This is a genomic window from Treponema denticola, from assembly GCF_024181645.1.
GTDB classification, from domain to species: domain Bacteria; phylum Spirochaetota; class Spirochaetia; order Treponematales; family Treponemataceae; genus Treponema_B; species Treponema_B denticola_A.
The window spans coordinates 2,743,663-2,764,366 of sequence record NZ_CP058624.1 but is presented as its reverse complement, the minus strand read 5'-3'; the positions used below and the strand labels follow the sequence as shown (position 1 = coordinate 2,764,366).

Here is a 20,704-nt window from a genome sequence, read left to right as displayed (position 1 = left end):
TTCAGCATGAAATTTAGAAGATATATTTTTATTTTAATACCGCTTATTTTTATCGGCTTTACGGCTTGTAATTATAGACCCATATTTGCAGCCATTGAACAAGAGATTGATTTAAAAGAGTTTTCGGTTGAAGGAAATGTTTTGAGCTTGTTGGAATCAGGCGGAAATGTTTATGCCTCAAATCTGGCAGGTGTTTATTCAAAAGAAAAAAGCTCTGACGGCTCTTGGGAGAAGATTTTAAGTGTTAAAGGTACTCAAAAGCTTGCCAGTGACACAACTGATGTTGTTTTTGCTTGTTTTGTTTCAGGAAGTGTGAAATATTATGAAAGCGGAAGCTGGAAAACCGTTCCCGGTTCCGAAAATATACGCATTATTGCCGGAAATAGTATTGTTTTCGGATATGATGATAGCAAAAAAGAAGTTTTAAAAATAGTAAAAAATGCAGCTCCTTCTATGGTAATACATTCCGGTGAGGTTGATAAACTTTTTGCAGCAGGAAACTATGTTTTGGTAAAGTCAAAAGACTCGGCAAAACTATATAAAGATGGTGTTTCCGGAGCGGTCCCAGGTTTGCCAAGCGGCGCAAAAGCTATTTGTCCTGCCGGAGCTGACGATAAAATTTTTGTATTGGCCGGATCAACAGTTTATTATTATGGTCCTGCACCTGATGATAATTGGAACAATAAAATATCAATATCCGGAAGCCCTGACAATATTTCATATTTTGGAGCGAGAAAAACCATATTGCTAGGCTGCGACAAGGGATATACCGAGATACGGTTAGATAATGCGGATTCCACAAATCTTTCAAAGGCAAAACAGCTTAATCCCGGCAATTCAGGTTCTACGACTCCCTCCGGCTCTTATTCCCAATATCAAACTACTCTTGGAAGTTATTATACAAATCCTGTGTTGGGTGTTGAAAGAGGAAATGCCGGAAGCGGTGAGTATGCCGTATTTCTGGGTATTAATTCAGGCATAATTAAAAGAAACACGGGGCTATGGGGCTTTTATAGCGATAAAAAACGCGAATGGAACCGTGAGTAAGGATCTTTTTGAAGCTGCGGCTTCAAGTTCTAAACAAAATGAACCTCTTGCCTCCCGCATGAGGCCTATCAGCTTGGACGAATATATAGGCCAAGAACACATAATCGGAAAGGGATGTCTTTTAAGGCGTGCAATCCAAGCTGATAGACTTTCTTCTCTTATTTTTTTCGGCCCCCCCGGAACAGGAAAAACAACCCTTGCCAGAGTTATCGCAAATACCACCAAAAGCAATTTTTTAAGTTTAAATGCCGTTTTAGCAGGTGTGCAGCAGATAAGGGAAGCCGTAACCAATGCTGAGGAAAACAAAAAGCTCTATAACCGTAAAACTATTCTTTTTGTGGACGAAGTTCACCGCTGGAATAAATCCCAACAGGATGCTCTCCTGCCATGGGTAGAAAACGGGACGATAATTTTAATCGGTGCCACAACGGAAAATCCTTATTTTGAGGTAAACAAGGCTCTTGTAAGCCGCAGCCGCGTTTTTGAATTAAAACCTTTAACCGATGATGAGCTAAAAAAAGTTGCACAATTTGCTCTGGCAAATAAAGAAAGGGGTTACGGTAGTTGGAAAATAGAATTTGAAGATGGAGCTTTGGATCATCTTATCGATACGGCATCAGGCGATGCGAGAAGTCTTTTAAATGCCCTTGAGCTTGCCGTTGAAACGAGCGCGGAGCACTGGCCTCCTGAAGAAAATTTTAAAATTATGATTAGTCTAAAGGCCGCCGAAGAAAGCATCCAGAAGAAGGTTGTCTTGTATGATAGGGACGGGGACTATCATTATGATGTTATAAGCGCATTTATAAAGTCTATTAGAGGAAGCGATCCTGATGCCGCCATGTACTGGCTTGCCAGAATGATAGCGGCAGGAGAAGACCCGCGCTTTATCTTTCGGAGAATGTTAATTTCTGCCTGCGAAGATATAGGGCTTGCATCCCCCGGGGCTGTAAGCGTGGTTGCAGGTGCGGCCGAAGCCTTTGACAGGGTCGGTATGCCTGAAGGCAGGTATCATCTAGCCCATGCCACCCTCTATTTGGCAACCTGCCCTAAATCAAACAGCGCCGAAGCTTTTTTCAAAGCCCTAGATTGTGTTCAAAAGGAAAATAAAGAAGTACCTAATCACTTAAAAGATTCAAATCGTGACGGAGAAGCTCTAGGCCATGGTGAAGGCTATTTGTATCCTCATGCTTTTGAAGGGCATTGGGTCAAACAGCAATATCTACCCGATGGGCTTGAGGGCACTCACTTTTATGAGCCTAGCGACCAGGGCTATGAGGGCAAGATAAAGCCTGAAATTTTAAAAAAGCGGCAAAGCTAAAGCCTTCGCACGAAAATAAAAAAAACTTCCTCCCATTTCGGAAGGAAGTTTTTATCAAAAATTAAAACTCTTTAAGCCGTCGTCTTAAAGACTCAACTACTCCGGATTTTCCTTCATCCTCATAAATTTTAATACATTTTTCAAACTCAGGTCTTGCAAGCATTTTTGAAGGTGAGTGTTTCATGAAAAGTTCAAAATCGGGGATTAAAAGTTTAGTCTTAGGAGTGAGCTTGTCCGGATGTTTAACCTTACCGGGGTTAATTGCCATAATTATGGGGAAGTAGTAGGCTTTCTCTCTTGTTCCGTAAAATTTCAATGCAATTTCAGACAGAGTGTCGCCTTCTACAACTACATATTCCTTTACAGGTACATCTCTCGGCTCTTCAACAATCGGTTTTGGCTCGGGTGTAGGTTCCACTACAGGCTCCGGTTCAGGCGCCGGTGTAGGCTCTTCTACCACAACAGGAGCGGGTTTTTCTTCGGGAGGAGGAGTGGGGGGGGTTCCACAGCTCGTAAGTACAAAAGAAAAAAGGGCCATAATTGCCAAAATTTTCAAAATGTTTTTCATTTTTTTCTCCTTAAATGATCTATAATTTATAAACTTGCCTTTCGGTAAATTTATAAATGATTACCCTATATTATACGATATTATTTTATAAAAATCAAATACTACCGCATATTTTTAGCAAATTTTATGACAAGCCTTCAATATTTCCGTTTACAAGGTCAATTCTGACGGCCTGCGGATCTTTAGGAAGACCCGGCATTCTCATCATGTCTCCCATAATGGCTACAATCATTTCGGAACCTGAGTTTAAAACTATATCCCTGACATTCATTTCAAAGCCTTTAGGAACTCCGTAGAGCTTAGGATCAGATGAGAACGAGTACTGTGTTTTAGCGACACAAACAGGGAAGTCAGCCATTCCGGCTTCTTCAATCTTTTTGATCATCTTGTCGGCAGCTCCCGAATATGTAACATCAGCAGCTCCATAGATTTCTTTACAGATTTTTCCTATCTTTGTCTTTATGGAGTCCTTATCTTCGTAAACAAATTTTAAAGGCTTCGATGGATTGGTTTCGATGGTCTTTACGACGAGCTCGGCAAGTTCAACGGCACCTTTTCCGCCTTCAACAAAGGCATTGTTTACGGCAAAGCCTACACCTTGGGCTTCACAGTGTTTTCTAACCAGATCCAATTCGGAGTCAATGTCATATCCGTATCTGTTAAGAGCTACAACTACAGTCTGTCCGAATTTTTTCATATTTTCAATGTGCTTATCAAGGTTGATCAAGCCTTTTTTGAGGGCATCGGCGTTGGGTTTGGATATTTCCTTTTCGGGAACATCTCCGTGCATTTTTAACCCGCCGGTAGTGGCCGCAATTATCGTCAATTTTGGATTTAAACCGGCTTTTCGGCACTTGATATCGAAGAATTTTTCGGCACCGAGGTCTGCGGCGAATCCTGCTTCGGTAATTACATATTCTCCGTAGGTAAGGGCTGTTTTTGTAGCGATTACCGAGTTACAGCCGTGAGCAATGTTTGCAAAGGGTCCGCCGTGAATAAAGGCCGGGGTATTTTCCGTTGTTTGCACAAGGTTCGGGTTAATTGCGTTCTTTAAGAGAACTACGATTGAACCTGCAATACCTAAATCTTTTACCTTTACGGCATTATTTTCGGTATCATAACCCAATATGATATTTTCGATTCTTCGGCGTAAATCTTCAATATCTTTTGCAAGGCAGAAAATAGCCATAATTTCGGAAGCAGGAGTAATATCAAAGCCCGATTCCATTACTACGCCGTTACCGTCTCCTAATCCGGTAACAATTTGGCGTAAGTTTCTGTCATTTACGTCCAAAACCCGCTTCCAAAGGATTGTTTTAATGGCCTTTGGAGTTCCTTGATTTCTAAAAATATAGTTGTCAAAAAGGGCACTTATCATGTTATGTGCCGAGGTGATTGCATGGAAATCTCCCGTAAAGTGGAGGTTAATGTCTTCCATAGGCAAAACTTGGGCATAGCCCCCTCCTGCAGCACCTCCCTTCATACCGAAACAGGGTCCTAAAGAAGGTTCCCTCAAAGCTGCAACAGCCTTTTTCCCGATTTTGTTTAAGCCCAAGGCGAGCCCGATAGAAACGGTTGTCTTTCCGATTCCGGCCTTTGTAGGCGTGATAGCAGTAACAAGGATTAAATTATTCTTTTTTACCTTTGCATCATCTATAACGCTATAGGGAACCTTGGCTATATACTTTCCATAGGGAATGACATTGTCGTCATGAATCCCTAAACCGTCTGCAATTTCAGCGATTTTGTTTAGCTTCGCTTCTCTAGCTATTTCTATATCAGTTTTCATACAAATATTATGACATAAAAAATCTATATTTGCAACCATAAAATTCTTTTTTTGGAGAATATCTCTTACAATTTATACGTAATACAGACTGTTTTAATCGGTACTTGTACAAAGATAAAAAAAAGACTATAATTTACACTTATAATTGCAATAAGGGAGATAAATTATGGAAGATCATAAAATTTCAATGGAAAAAATTGTAAGTCTTTGTAAAAGAAGAGGTTTCGTTTTTCAATCATCCGAAATTTACGGAGGACAGAACGGTGCATGGGATTACGGCCCCTTAGGGATAGAGTTAAAAAATAATGTTTCCCGCGCTTGGTGGAAGGAAATGACCCAGCTTCATGATAATATAGTAGGACTTGACGCCGCAATTTTGATGCATCCCCGCACGTGGGAGGCTTCAGGTCATGTTGAAAATTTTACCGATCCTCTTGTAGACTGCAAAAAATGTAAATCCCGCTTTAGGGCAGACCATTTGTCTCCTGAAAACCTTGAAAAAAAAGTTTGCCCCGATTGCGGAGGTGAGCTTACCGATACCAGAAAATTCAATCTTATGTTTAAGACTCACATCGGCCCCACAGATGATAATTCAAGCGTTATCTATCTTCGCCCCGAAACTGCCCAAGGTATTTATGTAAACTATAAAAATATTATTCAATCAAACAGGATGAAGATTCCATTCGGTATTGCTCAAATCGGAAAGGCTTTTAGAAACGAAATTGTTACAAAAAACTTTATCTTTAGAACCTGCGAATTTGAACAGATGGAGATGCAGTTTTTTGTAAAACCCGGAACTGATGACGAGTGGTTTGACTATTGGAAAAAACAGCGCTGGGCATTCTATGAGAAGTATGGGGTAAGAACAAATAAGCTCCAGTGGCATCAGCACGGTAAGGACGAACTTGCTCATTATGCAAAAGATGCTTATGATATCGAATACGAATTCCCTATGGGCTTTAAGGAACTTGAAGGTGTGCATAACCGCACTAACTATGACCTTACACGTCATACCGAGTATTCAGGCAAAGATATGCAGTACATCGATCAAGATAACGGAAACGAAAAATATATTCCGTACATAATTGAAACCTCAGCAGGCTTAACGCGAAATGTTCTTATGTTTATTTGCGATGCCTATGATGAAGAAAAGGTTGCCGATAAGGGAAATGATGATGATTGGAGAACAGTATTACACTTCCATCCTAATGTTGCTCCTATAACCGTAGCCGTGCTTCCCTTGATGAAAAAAGACGGACTTGCAGAATTGGCCGAAGAAATTCGAAATGAACTTAAAGAGGAATTTAAAACAGATTATGACCAGTCCGGAGCTATCGGAAAAAGATACCGCCGTCAGGATGAGGTTGGGACACCTTTTTGCGTAACCGTAGATTATGATTCAAAAGAAGATAATACGGTTACCTTGCGCTTTAGGGATTCTATGGAGCAGATTAGAATTCCCAGAACGGAATTAATTTCACGAATAAAAACCGAAATTAAAAACTATAAAAGGGTACAATAAAAAAACGCAAATGGAAAATTACTCGTACAGTGCAGAGGATAAGTCAGTACTTACTCCTCTGATCTACAAGTGTTTTGTGTTTCCGCTTGTAAAAATTTTGCCTGAATCAATTCCGGCAAATATAATTACAATATTCTCCAATAGTTTTGTAGTGTTTTCCTTCATTGTCGCTTATCTAAATTATATTCATGACACTTATAGATTTTTGTGGCTGATTCCTATTTTTTGCTGGACTTATATTGTGGGAGATTATTCTGACGGCGTACAGGCAAGACGTACAAAAACCGGTTCCCCGCTCGGCGAATACTTTGATCATTTTTTGGACAGCTTTGTTACAGGTCTTCTTACAGGAATTTTAATGTTTTGCTTTAGAGTTACAAATCCTGTTTTGCTTTTTTGCGTATATCAATTTTTATATTTGGGGCAGATAGGAACATTTTGGGGACGTTTTAAAGACGGGGTAATGGAGTTTGCAGCTTTTAGTACAAGTGAAGGTACTATGGCTATTGCAATTATGGCAGCCCTTGCTTCTTTTCCTTTTATGAGAGAGAGTAGTTTAAAAAATGTTTTTTTTACGTTTAGTATTCCATACATAATTATGTTTGCCGGTTTCGGTGCTGCTTGGATTACAGGTCTTATAGCTATTTTTAAAACAAAAAAAATAAGTATCCGTTTAGTTTTACATCTTTTCTTTTCTGCCCTCATAGGTGCCGTTTTAGTTTGGAAGGTGAAAGCTCCGATATTTACACAAACATTAATTATTACATTCTATAATGTTCTGTTTATTCAATCGGTTTTATCGGCTACTGCAGAAAAAGTAAAAGAATCCTTGCCCGACTTTTTGATACCGGTCAGCTGTATTCTATATTTTGTAGTATTTGACTATTCTATGATTATTCAAGTTGTTCAAATTGTTTACCTTTTAGTTAGAATAATCATAAGGTTTCTTATTTTCTTTAAGAAGTATAGACATTGTTGGTATTGGAAAAATCCTATTCCTTTAAAAAAGTAATTAAAAAATGCTTTTAAGGTATTGACAAAATCTTGATAAAATAGCAAGGTATAGCCATGGTTGATCCGATATTTAGTGATGAATTTTTAGTGTCTCCCGAAGTAAAAGATATAGCAGTTGTTGAAATTCCTAAGTTTATAGATGCTGCAGATGATGAGCTGGCCTCATCGTCTTTAAAAATTTCTAAGGCCTTCGGACGAGGAGCCTCTTTTGAAATTTATACGGATAAAACCAATGTAGATGCTGAAAAACATTTGATAGAAAGTTTTAGGAAAAACATTCAGCTTCTTGTACAAAAAACTTGGGTTGAAAAAGATGATGAAGAATGTAAAGAAGATACCGTGTACAGGATAAATTCTTTATGTGAAAAACTGATAAACTCGGAACATTCTGCCGCATATAAGGAATCATTTGAAGATTGCTTTGCAATTTTGCACGATGTTGTTTCCCTTCTTTTTGGAGACTTGGTAAAAACCGATTCTTTTGTGGAATACGCCTTCCGCATTGATCCCGACTTCGGATTTTTTTGGTATTATGTTACTCGGCTTTCAAAGGTTGAAATTATATCTGAAGAAAAGGCCAGATATGCTTCCTTGCTTGCAATGTTCTTTTTAGCAAATTTTTAAAATAAACTCTTTTAAAAATTAGATTACAAATCTAAAAATATGAAATTCTAAAATCACAGGATTCTGTAAATCCTATCTTTTTATACATTTGCCTCGCTGCCGGATTTTTTATTTTTACAAAAAGAGCACACTTTTTTTTATATTGAAAACAGTCATTTGTCAGCATCATCATATTAGCCGCTCCCACACCACTATTTCTATATTCAGGAATTGTAAATACTCCGCCTATTTGATTCCAGTTAAAACCTAAGGCGTTTATTCCGGCCTTTGCAATATACTTACCTTCCTTTTTTACTGCATATAGGGCATGGTTGTTTATTCTTTTTTTTAGAAGCCTTAGGCAGGATTCGTGAGAGGCTTTTACACCGGGAGCCAAGACTTCCGATTCATTGTATTCTATTTCCATCGGGCAGAGAAGTTCCGCATCTTCAATCTGCGGTTTTATAAATTCCAATTTGGCATTAAGATTATCGGATGCCCTTTCGCAAAAAAGGTTTGGTTCGGAAGGTTTTGTTTTTAGCGTAAGCAGTTTGTAGTTTTCAAAACGAGCCGGAACAAGCGATAGGCTTTCATTTATTAATTGTTCCAAATAAATGGAGATGTTTTTTTCCCCCATTACGGAAAGAGGATTTGTGTGCTTTAAAAAATTATTTTTTATATATTTTGCAATATCGTCAGTAATTTCTTTGGTAAAACAATGCAGTAAAACACCGTGGGCTGCTAAAAACAAAATACCTACAAATTCTTTATCGCATGAAAAAAAAGCATCAGCCTTTATAAAGGTAAAAAGCTCTTGGCCCATATCAAAAAATCTTTTTTGTTTTTTTAGACACTCGGCAAGGTTTATGCATAGGTACTCGTAAGGAAGAATATTATCTATAAATAGATTTATATTTTTATTTGTAAGATGAATAACTGAGCTTTTCATTACTCTATTCCTGAAATAGGAAGTTTTCCGTTAGGGGTAAAGTCGCCGCAAAGGGCTCCGAAGGCGGCAGTAAATGATGCCGGCGAATAGCTGTAAATGGCTATTGCCGTTTCGGCTTTAGGAACCTTTGCCAAAAATGCAGGCGATAAAACCGAGATAACTATGTATTTTTTCTTGGGATAGGCGTACATTATTTTTTGCAAAACGCTTAAAGAATATTTATCGGAAAGACAGAAGATAATTGTATCAAATCGGCGTGCATGGTGATAGGCTGAATCTACTTCAATTATTTTTGCCTTGGGGAAACGCTTTAAACCGTATTTAAAAAAATCTTTATAGGCAGATACAAGGAGGATATCTTCATCTTCTTCAGGCTTAAAAGGGATATCGGCCGCACGCACTATTGTAGTTGAACGGCCTGCCAAACTTAAAAAGAACTTTTGACCTTCCTTATCGGGAATTCTTTCATCCAGTTTTTCCATATCGGGCAGAATGGGAACGTGGTTATCGCTTTTAAAATACTTCAATTTTTCAAGTAAAATTCTAAAGGCCGCATCCTTTACCCTTTCTTTAAATTGAGGATCTTCCTTCATTGCCCTGATATTATCTTTCCAAAAAGCTTGGTAGTGCCGAGGCGTTGTGGAGGATTCGATTATATCGTTTCCGGCTTCTAAGGCCATTTTAACAGCCTTTGCAATACCGCCTGCAAAATTCATTGCCCCGTGCATCATCATGTCATCGGTAATTATAAGGCCTTTAAAGCACAATTCTCCGCGCAGTATATCCGTTAAAAGATATTTGGAAAATGTTGCAGGTTCTCCATTAGGTAAAATTGACGAAAAGTTTAAGTGCCCTGTCATAATTGCAGGTACGCCGGCATCTATCAGATATTTAAAAGGAATCAATTCCCTGTTGCGGAAAGTTTCCTCGGATATGTCGATTTTAGGAAGACGGCCGTGACTGTCGATGCTGGTGTCTCCATGCCCCGGAAAATGCTTTGCTGTTGTAAGAACGCCTGCGTCCCTGCTTCCCCGTACAAAAGCGGCTCCTAAAATTCCTGCGGCATGAGGAGAATCTCCAAAAGAACGCGGGCCGATTATTGACGAGTCATGATCCGTTAGAAGGTCTACAGTGGGAGCAAAATTTAGGTTTATGCCTAACGCCCTTATTTCTCTTGAAATATAATAGCCGGAATAGTAAGAATCTTGGGGTATGCCTGACGCTCCTATTGCAAGATTGCCGGGAGTTTCCGAGGTCAGCCCCTTTACATGCCGTACCCAGCCTCCTTCTTGATCGGTTGCAACAAAAAGCGGAATACCGAATCTGCCTTCGAGGGATTTTTTTTGTAAAATGGAAATGGACTTAGCAAGTTTATGGGAGTCACCGGTATTCCAGCCGAAAACCTTGATACTTCCCAGTCCGTAGTCTTCAATCCATGAAATGAGCAAGTCCCCGGGGTCTTGGCCTGCCCAGCCGAACATAAAGGTTTGAGCTAAAAGTTCCTCATCGGTCATGTTTTCAACTATGTCGGCTGCCAGTTCTTCGTTCGGTACATTATCGTAAAAGTTGGGTAATTGTTTTACAGGAGAAGCGGAGTTCAAATTGATCATTAATAAAAAGATACATAAAAAAAATAGTATGCACTTTTTTGTAATTGAGAATTCGGTTTTCATAAGTTTATTTATTCCAGCCAGTAAACCTTATCGGGTGCTCTTTCTGTAAGGAAAAAATTTTCATATCGGTTTGATGATTCTACACGAATATCATCAGGAAAATATGTTGAATGTAAAAACCAAACAACATCCAATAGGTCTCCAAAAGAATCGGAGCATGAATACCTATAATAAAGCTCTATATCGTCATCTTCCAATATTTTTTTTCTTTCAGGATCTGTTTTTGTATCAGGGTCTATAGCTTCCCGGATATTGCTTCTTAAACCGCCGTACCACGCATGGGTTACCGATAAAAGATTGAGATGTTTTTCTTTATCCATTTTATAAAGTTCATAAACACCCGACATAGCAGGTACAGCGCGATTAATCTGATACTTATCAGCCTTCTTAAGAGGCGACCATGTAAGAATATAGTGAGGCTGATTTTTAAATATCTTCTTTATAATTACAGGTTCCATGTCAAACATGAGTACATTATACTATTTTTTTATTAAAATTGCTATAAGCCCTTGCCAAAGTTTGTATTTTTTGGTATACTAGGCAAAGTTCGGCGCCGTACCCAAGTGGTAAGGGACAGGTCTGCAAAACCTTCATTCATCAGTTCGATTCTGATCGGCGCCTTTTTCCATTTTTTAGTTTTTTTTTCATAATGGGAACCTCCTCAAAGAGGTTTCCCTCCTTTTTTATAGCCCTTACAGAAGTTTTTTTGTCGGGCTTTTTTATTTAATCAGGTTAGCAATAAGAGCCGGAACCGTCATAAATGTTCCTATCGAGCTTCCAAGAGAAGAAAGAATAAAAACAAGAAGAACTTTTGTGATTCTGTTTTTATACCAGCCGGAGATTTTCGCCGCATCATTTGTAAGGTTTTCCATGTCTTTTACTTGAGGTTTTTTTGCCCAAGCTTGTACAAGGCCTGAAATCATTCCTATACCCAAAAACGGGTTTATCGTTGTAAAAGGTGCTCCTAAAAATGAGGCGAGAATAGCGAGGGGATGGCCGAGTGCAATAAGAGCTCCTATCGCTGCGAGACCTCCGTTCCAGAGAACAAAGGATAACAGCATTTGGCCGGTTTTTATTTCGCCTCCTTTAAAGAAGCCTAGAACAATCAATCCTATTATAACTATGGGAAATATCCAAGCGGCAATTTTGCTTCCTGTGCTTTTCGGCGGAATTACTTCAATGTCGGATACGTCTGTTGTTTTTGTACCTGCTTCCAGTTCTTTTATAAATCGTTCCGTTCCGGGAAGGTGGCCTGCACCTAAAACCGCTACAATTTTTTTGCCGCTGCTTTCCCAAATTTTTGATGCAAGATAGCGGTCTCGCTCATCTATTAAAACGCCTTTTATGTTCGGAAGATACTCGGCCATTTCCTGCATCATGTTATCCATTGCACTTTGATTTTTTAATTTTTCGATTTCATCTTCTTCAAGTTTTTCGTTGGAAAATGCCGCACTTAAAAGAGTTGCCAAAAGCTTTGATCTTCCCCAACCGCGGTTTTTTGCCCAAGCTCTTTTTAATGTTGTATGAATAGGACGGTCAACCATTTCGGTTTTTATGTTTAGCTCTTGAGAAACCTCGATTGCGGCCTTCATTTCATCGCCGGGTTTTACACCGAGGTCGCTTCCCAGTTTTTTTTGAAAAGAAGCAAGAACCAAATTTGCAAGGAGTAAAAATCCCTTTCCTTCACGTAAAACTTGGGAAATATTGATTTGCTGCCAAGTATCTTTTGAGGTTAAGGACTTATATCTTACTTCGTCCAATTCTACACATACACAATCGGGGTTTTCTTCCCTAATTGTAGATTCAACATCCTTGATACTTTCTTTAGAAACGTGAGCCGTTCCTAAAAGAATAATTTCGCGGTCTTTTAAAAGAATACGCTTTAAAGTTTTTTCGTTATTTTCGTCCACAGTTGTTTCCTTGTTCAGAATTAGCTAACTTAATGATAGAGTTTAAAAATGCGGTTTTACCGCAGTATCTTTCTGCATCTATTGCTCCTCCGGCCATATGTGCATGGCCTCCTCCCGACCCCATGTCTTTTACTGCTTCTTGAATGAGCCAGCCTGCATCAAGATTTTTATCACGGCTTCGTGCAGAGAGTTTGTATTCAGGTCCGTCTGTTTCCAGTACAATAACAAAAGAAATATCTTTTATCCAAATTAAAAAATCGGCTACAACCGACAAAATAGCTCTTGAGTAGTCTTCACTTAATTCTACAATTAAAAAATTATCTATGCGTAAATAGTTTGTAAAGGCCTGTCCTATTTCTTCGAGGTCGTCGATGTTTATAGTCGTTTTAATCATTTGATATGTTTTTTGCACATCAGATTTAAAGTAGAGTTCATAATAAGCGTCCAGATCAAGTTTGCTTACACTTCTGGATAAAAAAGCCGTATCCAGCTGTATACCCGCAATCATTGCTGTCGCAGTCATTTCGTCATATTCTTTTCCGGATTCTTTCCAATAAGACCAAATAATGGAAGAACAGGCTCCGGTACCTACCCTTATATCCGTATAAGCTGCCGTAGACTGCATTCTTGCCGGATGGTGGTCTATTACGGCTTTTAAGATACCGCCTACATTTTTTACGGTTCCCTTAAAAGGAGAGCCGTCTACAATTACGACTTGGTATTTTTTTAGATCATCTATTTCATCAAGTTTTAAAAGCGGGTAGTCTAAATATTCTACAAATTCTATTAAAGATAGACTTTGAATATGACCGCCGTAAGCAATCTCTACTTTGTAACCGTAAGTTTCTAAAAGTTTTAAAAGAGCATAAGCAGCACCCAGAGCATCATGATCCGGAAAATCATGAGTTTGTACAAGCACCTGTTGGTCTTTGCTTAACACCGAACAAAGCGTAGATAATTTTTCTTCCATAAATTAATCCTAAAGTAAACTGAGGAATAATATAGCATAAAAAAAAGTGTTTTTCAATTGGCCTGTGTTTTTATCTTAAAAGCTTTTCAATTTCCTCTTCCTTATAATATTGAGCTTGGGCATTCCAGAGTTCATGGTATTTACCCTCTTTGTCTTGAAGAAGAGCATCGTGGGAGCCGTGCTGTACTAACTTGCCTTCATCAAAGACGGCAATCTCATCGCAGAATTTACATGAAGAAAGCCGGTGCGAAATGTAAACGGCTGTTTTATTCCCTATAATTGTATCAAACTTTGAATAAATTTCAAATTCGGAAATAGGGTCAAGGGCAGCGGTAGGCTCATCGAGTATTATAAAAGGAGAGTCCTTGTAAATAGCCCTTGCCATCGCAATCTTTTGAGCTTCGCCGCCCGATATTTCGATTCCGCCTTCTTCATAGTCTTGATAGAGATAGGTTTTTAAACCTTGCGGCATTTTTTGTAAAGCCTTTTCAAAGCCGGCTTTGGTTAAGGCTTCTTCCGCTCTTTTTTCATCATATTCCATTGAAGCTGAAATATTTTGTCCCAACATAAAAGAGAAGAGTTTAAAGTCCTGAAAGACTACTGAAAATATATCCAGATACTCGTTATAATCGTATTTTTGTATATTGATACCGTTTAATAAAATTTCGCCATCCGTCGGATCATAAAAGCGGGTTAGGAGTTTTATCAAAGTAGTTTTTCCACTGCCGTTCATGCCCACTATGGCAAGCCTTTGTCCTATTTTAAATTTTAAGTTCACATTTTGTAGAACATATTTTGAAGTTTTAGGATATTTAAAACCGACATTTTTAAATTCAAACTCATACTCGTTATCATCTCTTTTTTCGATAGGAAGAGAGCCTTCGTATTTTCCGTTCGATAAATTAAGATAATCGAAAATGGTCTTAAAATAATCTTTATTGGCATAAAGACTTGAAATCGACATGATGATAAGAGTTACGGCATCGGCCGTTAATACTGCAATGCCCGTATACTGAACAATATCGCCCAACTCGATAAGGCCGTAATAGGCTTTGAATCCTGCATAAAAGTATACAAGCAAAGAAGAAAAAATTGTCATCAGTCCCGTTTGAACATTGCACTTAAAAAAATTATGAGACAACCGTTTATAAAAATTTTTCACATTATTATTGGAATTTTTTAACACACTTGTAAGTAAATTATAATTATAAAGACGGACATCCTTTCCCGATTTGTAATCATCGTTAGTATTCATATATGCACGAAGTAGTCTGTTTAAAAATACGACATCCTTATCAAACATTGCATGCATTTTGGTATTAAATTTTTTGGAAGCCAGTATTGAAATAAGGCTGAACGAAAAAAATAAAAGAATAAAAATCGTATTCCATAACCAATTGGCTATAGGAATAAGTTCCGATTGCATCCTAAAAAGATTTATGGAAAAAATTATTGCAAAAATAAAAGTCAATACCGAATTTATTATTGCACCGAAATGTCTGCCTACATGATAGATACCGTAATTTCCGAAGTTGTCATATTCTCTCATCTTTGTAAGACCCAACTGAAGATCAGTGTCTTCCAAAAATTCGTAATCGAGTTTCATAGTTTTTTTATTTATTTCCATATCCCTTTTATACAGTATGATACGGAATCTGTTAGTTTGAGTTTCTTCTGAAAATCTTTTTATCAAAATTAAAACAAAATTACTTATAAGGGCTATAAGACAGAGAAATAATATTTCTTCCTTTGTTTTCCCCTTTACAAAAGCATTGATGATGAGCTTTACCAAGTAAAGGTTTATAAAAATATCGGCTGAACTTACAATTTGTTCTAAAATTAACGATGTAAATAAAACCTTATCCGTTTTATAAGAAAATTTAATAATATCTTTTATACTTGTTTTCATTTTATTTACCTCCCTTGTGTTTATTGTCTTGATAGTATGAACTTTGTATATCGAACATTTTTTTATATTCTCCGTTTTGTTTTATCAACTCCGAATGACTTCCTTCTTCTATTATTTTACCGTTTTCGATTAAAATAATCCTATCGCAAAAACGGGTTGATGCCAGTCTATGCGAAATAAAGATAGAAGTTTTATCCTTTGTCATATTATTGTACTCGGAATAAATTTGACTTTCCGCTATAGGGTCAAGAGCCGCTGTAGGTTCATCTAAAATAGAAATAGGTCCGTTTTTATATAGAGCTCTTGCAAGCATAAGACGCTGTTCTTGTCCGCCTGAAAGGTCTATCGCATTAGGCCAAACTCCTTTTACAAGATAGGTGTTTTCCTTTTCATTTAAGTTTTCAATAATTTTTTGTAAGCCTGATTGTTTTAGAGCAGAATCAAAGTCATCTTGGTTAAATTTTTTATTTCCTGCGGTAACCAGATTTTTAATAGTATCGGGTAAAACATATATATCTTGAAAAACAGTTGAAAATAAAGAATAGTATTCATCAACATTGTATTCGTTTATATTTTTCCCGTTTAATAAAACTTCACCTTCAGTGGGTTGAAGAAGATTCATTATCAAACATGTTAGGGTAGTTTTTCCCGCTCCATTTACTCCGACTATTGCAAGTTTTTCTTTATCTTCTATGCGTAAATTTAAATCTTTAAAAATATATCTCTCAGACTCGCCATATTTAAAAGAAACATTTTTTAACTCTATATCGAATTTTTTAGGAAGAGGAATACCTTTACCTCGGATTAATCCGTCATTAAGCTCGCAAAAATTGCGGTAATAGTCTATGTTTAAACTTTCTCTTTTTAAGTGAGTAATCTGCGAAATAATTCCCAATAGCCAGCCTGAAAATGTTTTTATAATAGAAAATAAAAAGATAAATTCTCCTATGCCTATTTCTTTGTTTAAAACCATTCCGGTTAGATAAATATAGGCAAGGCCGTCTCTTAAAAATATAAAAAGAGCCGATATAGTGGCACCGATAAAATTTACGGTTTTTATTTTTCCGTAACATTTGTTTATTATTTTTAAAGAACTCTTATATGCTTGCACTATCCAAGTTTCTATCTTGTAGAGTTTTATATCTTTAGCAAATTTATAATCACAGGCCCTTTGCGTAAGATACCTCATCTTATGATGTTCTTTTTTTAAGACTTCATTTATTTCTTTATTCTTTTTTATCTCATATTTTCCGTAAAAATAACTTACTGTTCCCGATATAAAAATTAATCCGATAAGAATGGGATTAATAGAAGCAATAAGGCTTCCGAAAAAGAAGATGCCGACAATACTTACAATGAGGCTGCTTATTTTCCTCGGGAATTGCTGGCTTATTGAGTAATCATTATCTACCATATCTCTTGCTTTTTCAAAACTTAAAATTCCTTCTTGTGAAGCGATATTTTTATATGACATTGTCCACATTTTTTTGTAAAGCTCTGTCATAAGCTCTATTCTCCGGTAAGATCCTCGGCAATTAAACCTTGCATTTAAGAAGGTTTCAAGAGCTTTTAAGACTGCTACAATAAAGGCTATAATCAAAAAACTTTGAATAAAGACGGAAATTCCTGCCTTATTTTGAATCGATTCTATTACCGCCCTCGGCAAGTAGGCACTTGCAAGAGGCGAAAAAACAAAGACAGGTATGTACAAAACCATTAGACTAAAAAGAATCTTATCGGTTTTAAGAATGTTTTTTAACATATAAAGGCTGTTTTTTATAATCCCTCTTTCTTTTGACTCCATAAGAGTTTCCCTCCAATGAGCCTTATTATACAATAAAAACTAAGGTTTTGGGAGAGAATGGCATAGAAGGTATCAGATTTGACGCAAACGGTTTTTTGAAAATAGGCGGTGTTTTGAAAAATATATAATTGTGTAAATTAAAATTATAAGACTTATCCATTGCGAAGTGGAAAAAAACAGAACTTTTCCTCGTGCGGAGTCATATCTAAGAAATTCCAAGATAAAGCGGATTATGCTATAACAAAATAAATATATAAGGACCATGTACCGGCTTTTATTTTTTAATGTTAAGTATAGTAAAAAAAACGATAATAAAATCAGAAAAAAAGCTTCACATAGCTGGATCGGAAAGAGATTTATGCCTTGAGGAGCAAATGAGTTTTTTGGAAAAACTACATTAAAGCATCCGCAGTAAGGAATTCCATAACAACAGCCGGCTAAAAAGCATCCTACTCTTCCAAAAGCATGTATAAGCGGCAGCATAAATATTGATTTTTTTAAATATTTCTCGACTTTTATTTTATGTATTTTTTTTATAAAAGGAATTATTAATATACCTCCTATGACTCCTCCATAGAAAACAAAGCCTGATTCTATTAAGCTATGAAAATAGTTTAAGTCGAATATTTTTGACCACTCAATTGAATCTTTGGCTATTAAAAGATATAAGAACTTTGCGCCTATGGTTCCGCTTAAAAAAAGGTAGGCTTCAATTAGTATAAAATCGTTGATATCCAATTTTTCTTTTTTAATAACTATTCCGCCTATTATATTTGCAACGATAATACCAAGAGCAATCATTAACCCATAGGAAGGAATTTCAAATTTAAAAAAAGATATGTAAGGCTGCATATTAATTGAATGATGGTGTTTTATAAATAAAAATAGATAATCGAATTAAATATTCGACTATCTATTCTTAATTGTAAAGATTATTTTACCACGAATCATAGTTCTGGTCTAATTTTGTTAGATATCCTTACATAGTTGATAAAGCAGCTGCAGTTCCTGCAAGGCACGCAAAGCATGCGATCCATAATATAACTCCCAGCAGCAGAGCTATAATGGACAAAACAAGACCCGCGGTCGAAATACCCTTAGATTCAGGATTTTTTCTGCCAAGTGCACCGAAAATTATACCTAGAATTGCAAGAATTGAGCCAAACCAACCAAGAGAGCCTCCGGAAACTACTCCGATTACAAGGGCAATAATACCCAATACCAAAGATGCGACAGCCATTAAGAACCTCCTTAAATTATTTCTCAGTATAGTCTAAAAAATAAAATTTATCAAGTACAAATTACTTTCTATTAAAAAATATAAAAGAAAAAATCAAATCGATACATATGTAGTTTGAAATGTTTAGTTTTTGACTATAAAACATTCGGAAGATTAGGGAGCAAAACAAGCGGAAACATGAGTTCGACGGCGAAGGCGCCCTCTTCGCTTTGGCGGTTTATAAAGGCGGAATATTTTTTTACTATTGCATCGATGCGGCCTGAGCCGAAGCCGTGATCTTTACCTTCTTTTGTTGTAAGAAATTTTCCTTGGGTCTTTTTGCGGCGGCCCTCGCAAGAATTTGTAAACGAGATATAGAGGTTGTCGTTTAATTTTCTTATGTACACCCTTATAAATCTTTTCTCTTTTTCTTTTAGGCTTAAAGCACCTTCAATGGCATTGTCAAAAAGGTTTCCTATTATTACGCAAAGTTCAAGGTCGCTTAAAGCTATGTTTTGAGGAATGGAGGCTTTTATGTTTAGTTTTATATCATGGGAAAGAGCGATAGCTGCCTTCGTATTTAAGATTGCATCGCTCATCAGGTTTCCGGTTTTGATTACACTGTCTACCTTAATCAAATCTTCAGTTAGATTGTTTAAATAGCTTTCAAGTTCATCATAGTTTTTAAATTCGAGATAGGCCTTCATAACCTGAATATGATTATGAAAGTCATGCCGCCAGCCGCGCATTTTTTTATAGATGGAATCTACATCCTCGTAATATTTATTGATAAGGCCGTTTTCAAAATCATCAAAACGCTTATTGACGGCTCTTTTAATTAAAAAGTACAGAAGTATAAACAGCAAAAGGACTGAGCTTAAAACAAGTATAAAAATGAACATCAGGTTTCTCCTTGGGTAAAAAAGCCGATAAAGAGGGTGTTGACATTTTTATATTCCCTGCGGCTTATCGGAATTAAAGTATTATCCGCAAGGACGGCCCTGTCTTTTTGAAGCTGCCTTATGTGCATCAGGTTTGCGATAAAGGCTCTGTGGGTTTTTACAAATAGTTTGGAATTTAACTTTTCTTCCGCCTCCGATAAATTCATCCTTGTTATGTACTCGCTTTTTAAAGTTTTTATTTTTAGATTATGCGAAATAGATTCTATAAAAACAATTTCAGATTGCTTTAATGTTGTAAGGCAACCTTCGCAGGAAAATACAAAATTTTCTTCTTTAACTTTATCCTGTTTTTTTAAGGCTCTATCCAAGCAATCAAAAAGTTTTTCTTTTTTTACAGGTTTTAAAAGATAGTGCAGGGCTTCGACATCATAGCCTTCCTGCATATAATCGGGTATACCTGTTATGAAGATGATAACGGCATCGCTTTTTGTTTTTCTTATTTTCTTTGCAAGTTCGATACCGCTTATCCTAGACATCTGTATATCCAATAAGATTATATCTATATCGGAAAGCTCTTCAAACTCAAACCAAAACTGTTCGCCTGAAGAAAAAAGTTTAATTTCCGGCAAAAGATTATTTTTATTTGCCCATTTGTTTGCATAGTCTTTTAGGAGTCTGGATTGAACTTCATTATCTTCGATGACGGCTATTTTAAGCATAACTCTGCTAATCTTATCAATAGAAAGAAATATATTTCTCCGGAGTTTCTTGTTCGGCTGACTTTAATTTAGTTTTTTTATTTAAATTAAGATCATACAAAAAGAATGTCAAAAGGCTTCCGTCATATTCAGTAAATAAAAGTTGGTTATTGTCTGTAATTCTAACTTTATATACCGAGTTTGAAATTTTAATTAAATTTTTACCGTCATAGTCGGAAATATATAAGGCTATATTATCTTCCGAATTTAGAGTCTTATCATCATTTGTGTCTTCATTTACAACAGCATAAATATTTTTATCGCAATAAATATCATTTCTGGTTTTTTCTTCAGCAAATCTATATTTATATATAAAAATATTTGAGTCAAATAATTTATACTCTTCATAACTTGTATCTTTTATAAAGATAAAGTTGGTGATTCCTTCGTTATATGTTTTTCCTAAAAAACTTGAACTCGATTTAAAGGATAATTCAGGTATATCGTCATATAATCCATCAGCTTTTATTTTTGAGCTTTTAAGATTAAAAATAAAAACATCTTTTAGCTTTTTATTGAATTCTATATATTCCCGTATCTCCTCTTTTGTATCGTCTTCAACAATTGTTACTGCATTTGATACGGTATGGCGGCCAAATGGGCCAAATGCATCTATCATAACAATAACCCATGTAATAATTCCCAAAATAAAGAAAATAAAAATTAACACAAAATCAATTTTTTTGATTAATTCAAACGATATTTTTTTCATTTTATATCTCCTACGCTTATGAATATTATATTAGCAT

18 protein-coding genes, 1 tRNA gene and 1 pseudogene are annotated in these 20,704 nt (G+C 36.5%); 6 read left to right on the top strand and 14 right to left on the bottom strand.

Annotated elements, in window-relative coordinates:
- The first annotated feature begins 6 nt into the window (after positions 1 to 6).
- Both HO345_RS12980 and HO345_RS12975 read left to right on the top strand, forming a co-directional pair.
- Positions 7 to 1,047 carry a hypothetical protein gene (locus HO345_RS12980; RefSeq protein ID WP_253683261.1) on the top strand — a complete coding sequence of 347 codons (1,041 nt, stop codon included), beginning with the start codon at positions 7 to 9 and terminating at the stop codon, positions 1,045 to 1,047.
- Positions 1,040 to 2,362: pseudogene (locus HO345_RS12975) on the top strand (AAA family ATPase); the annotation flags it as partial. The gene HO345_RS12980 and the pseudogene HO345_RS12975, both read left to right, overlap by 8 nt.
- A gap of 64 nt (positions 2,363 to 2,426) precedes the next feature.
- On the opposite strand, the gene HO345_RS12970 reads toward HO345_RS12975, so the two are convergent.
- Together HO345_RS12970 and HO345_RS12965 are read right to left on the bottom strand one after the other, a co-directional pair.
- On the bottom strand, positions 2,427 to 2,933 hold the full coding sequence (locus HO345_RS12970; protein WP_010694484.1) for a LysM peptidoglycan-binding domain-containing protein: 507 nt from the start codon (positions 2,931 to 2,933) through the stop codon (positions 2,427 to 2,429).
- Between the two features lie 124 nt (positions 2,934 to 3,057).
- Entirely contained in the window at positions 3,058 to 4,761 is a 1,704-nt protein-coding gene (locus HO345_RS12965; protein ID WP_253683259.1) for a formate--tetrahydrofolate ligase, read from the bottom strand.
- A 127-nt stretch (positions 4,762 to 4,888) separates the two neighbouring features.
- Here HO345_RS12965 and HO345_RS12960 point away from each other — a divergent pair, with 127 nt between their 5' ends.
- Genes HO345_RS12960 through HO345_RS12950 form a run of 3 tightly spaced genes read left to right on the top strand, consistent with a single transcriptional unit; the run spans position 4,889 to position 7,882 of the window.
- Positions 4,889 to 6,244: a glycine--tRNA ligase gene (locus HO345_RS12960; RefSeq protein ID WP_010694475.1), complete on the top strand. Its 1,356-nt coding sequence runs from the start codon at positions 4,889 to 4,891 to the stop codon at positions 6,242 to 6,244.
- Between the two features lie 10 nt (positions 6,245 to 6,254).
- On the top strand, positions 6,255 to 7,256 hold the full coding sequence (locus HO345_RS12955; protein ID WP_253683258.1) for a CDP-alcohol phosphatidyltransferase family protein: 1,002 nt from the start codon (positions 6,255 to 6,257) through the stop codon (positions 7,254 to 7,256).
- A 56-nt stretch (positions 7,257 to 7,312) separates the two neighbouring features.
- Positions 7,313 to 7,882 carry a hypothetical protein gene (locus HO345_RS12950; protein WP_253683257.1) on the top strand — a complete coding sequence of 190 codons (570 nt, stop codon included), beginning with the start codon at positions 7,313 to 7,315 and terminating at the stop codon, positions 7,880 to 7,882.
- Positions 7,883 to 7,913: 31 nt separating this feature from the next.
- On the opposite strand, the gene HO345_RS12945 is transcribed toward HO345_RS12950, so the two are convergent.
- The 3 genes from HO345_RS12945 to HO345_RS12935 are packed head-to-tail and all read right to left on the bottom strand — an operon-like array spanning position 7,914 to position 10,950.
- Positions 7,914 to 8,810 (bottom strand): GNAT family N-acetyltransferase, encoded by an 897-nt coding sequence (locus tag HO345_RS12945; protein WP_253683256.1) that lies wholly within the window; start codon positions 8,808 to 8,810, stop codon positions 7,914 to 7,916.
- A complete protein-coding gene (locus HO345_RS12940; protein WP_253683255.1) occupies positions 8,810 to 10,483 on the bottom strand; it encodes a glycoside hydrolase family 3 protein in 1,674 nt (557 codons plus the stop codon). The genes HO345_RS12945 and HO345_RS12940 overlap by 1 nt, the downstream gene beginning before the upstream one ends.
- A gap of 8 nt (positions 10,484 to 10,491) precedes the next feature.
- A complete protein-coding gene (locus HO345_RS12935; RefSeq protein ID WP_010694469.1) occupies positions 10,492 to 10,950 on the bottom strand; it encodes a hypothetical protein in 459 nt (152 codons plus the stop codon).
- 82 nt (positions 10,951 to 11,032) lie between these two features.
- Here HO345_RS12935 and HO345_RS12930 point away from each other — a divergent pair.
- Positions 11,033 to 11,104, top strand: a tRNA-Cys gene (locus HO345_RS12930).
- Between the two features lie 98 nt (positions 11,105 to 11,202).
- On the opposite strand, the gene HO345_RS12925 is transcribed toward HO345_RS12930, so the two are convergent.
- The 9 genes from HO345_RS12925 to HO345_RS12885 form a co-directional block, all read right to left on the bottom strand.
- Complete coding sequence (locus HO345_RS12925; RefSeq protein ID WP_253683254.1) at positions 11,203 to 12,393, bottom strand: TraB/GumN family protein; 1,191 nt, start codon at positions 12,391 to 12,393, stop codon at positions 11,203 to 11,205.
- Entirely contained in the window at positions 12,380 to 13,363 is a 984-nt protein-coding gene (locus tag HO345_RS12920; protein WP_253683253.1) for a DHH family phosphoesterase, read from the bottom strand. Before HO345_RS12920 ends, HO345_RS12925 begins: the two co-directional genes overlap by 14 nt.
- Before the next feature lie 70 nt (positions 13,364 to 13,433).
- A complete protein-coding gene (locus HO345_RS12915) occupies positions 13,434 to 15,272 on the bottom strand; it encodes an ABC transporter ATP-binding protein (protein ID WP_253683252.1) in 1,839 nt (612 codons plus the stop codon).
- A gap of 1 nt (position 15,273) precedes the next feature.
- Positions 15,274 to 17,076, bottom strand: a complete 1,803-nt coding sequence (locus HO345_RS12910) for an ABC transporter ATP-binding protein (protein ID WP_253683251.1) — start codon at positions 17,074 to 17,076, stop codon at positions 15,274 to 15,276.
- 72 nt (positions 17,077 to 17,148) lie between these two features.
- On the bottom strand, positions 17,149 to 17,928 hold the full coding sequence (locus HO345_RS12905) for a prolipoprotein diacylglyceryl transferase (RefSeq protein ID WP_253683250.1): 780 nt from the start codon (positions 17,926 to 17,928) through the stop codon (positions 17,149 to 17,151).
- Between the two features lie 127 nt (positions 17,929 to 18,055).
- Positions 18,056 to 18,316 carry a hypothetical protein gene (locus tag HO345_RS12900; RefSeq protein ID WP_002666892.1) on the bottom strand — a complete coding sequence of 87 codons (261 nt, stop codon included), beginning with the start codon at positions 18,314 to 18,316 and terminating at the stop codon, positions 18,056 to 18,058.
- Between the two features lie 134 nt (positions 18,317 to 18,450).
- Positions 18,451 to 19,197 (bottom strand): histidine kinase AtcS, encoded by a 747-nt coding sequence (gene atcS, locus HO345_RS12895; protein WP_253683249.1) that lies wholly within the window; start codon positions 19,195 to 19,197, stop codon positions 18,451 to 18,453.
- Positions 19,197 to 19,916 (bottom strand): response regulator transcription factor AtcR, encoded by a 720-nt coding sequence (gene atcR, locus HO345_RS12890; RefSeq protein ID WP_253683248.1) that lies wholly within the window; start codon positions 19,914 to 19,916, stop codon positions 19,197 to 19,199. The genes atcS and atcR overlap by 1 nt, the downstream gene beginning before the upstream one ends.
- A gap of 16 nt (positions 19,917 to 19,932) precedes the next feature.
- A complete protein-coding gene (locus tag HO345_RS12885; protein ID WP_253683247.1) occupies positions 19,933 to 20,667 on the bottom strand; it encodes a hypothetical protein in 735 nt (244 codons plus the stop codon).
- Between the last annotated feature and the right edge of the window lie 37 nt (positions 20,668 to 20,704).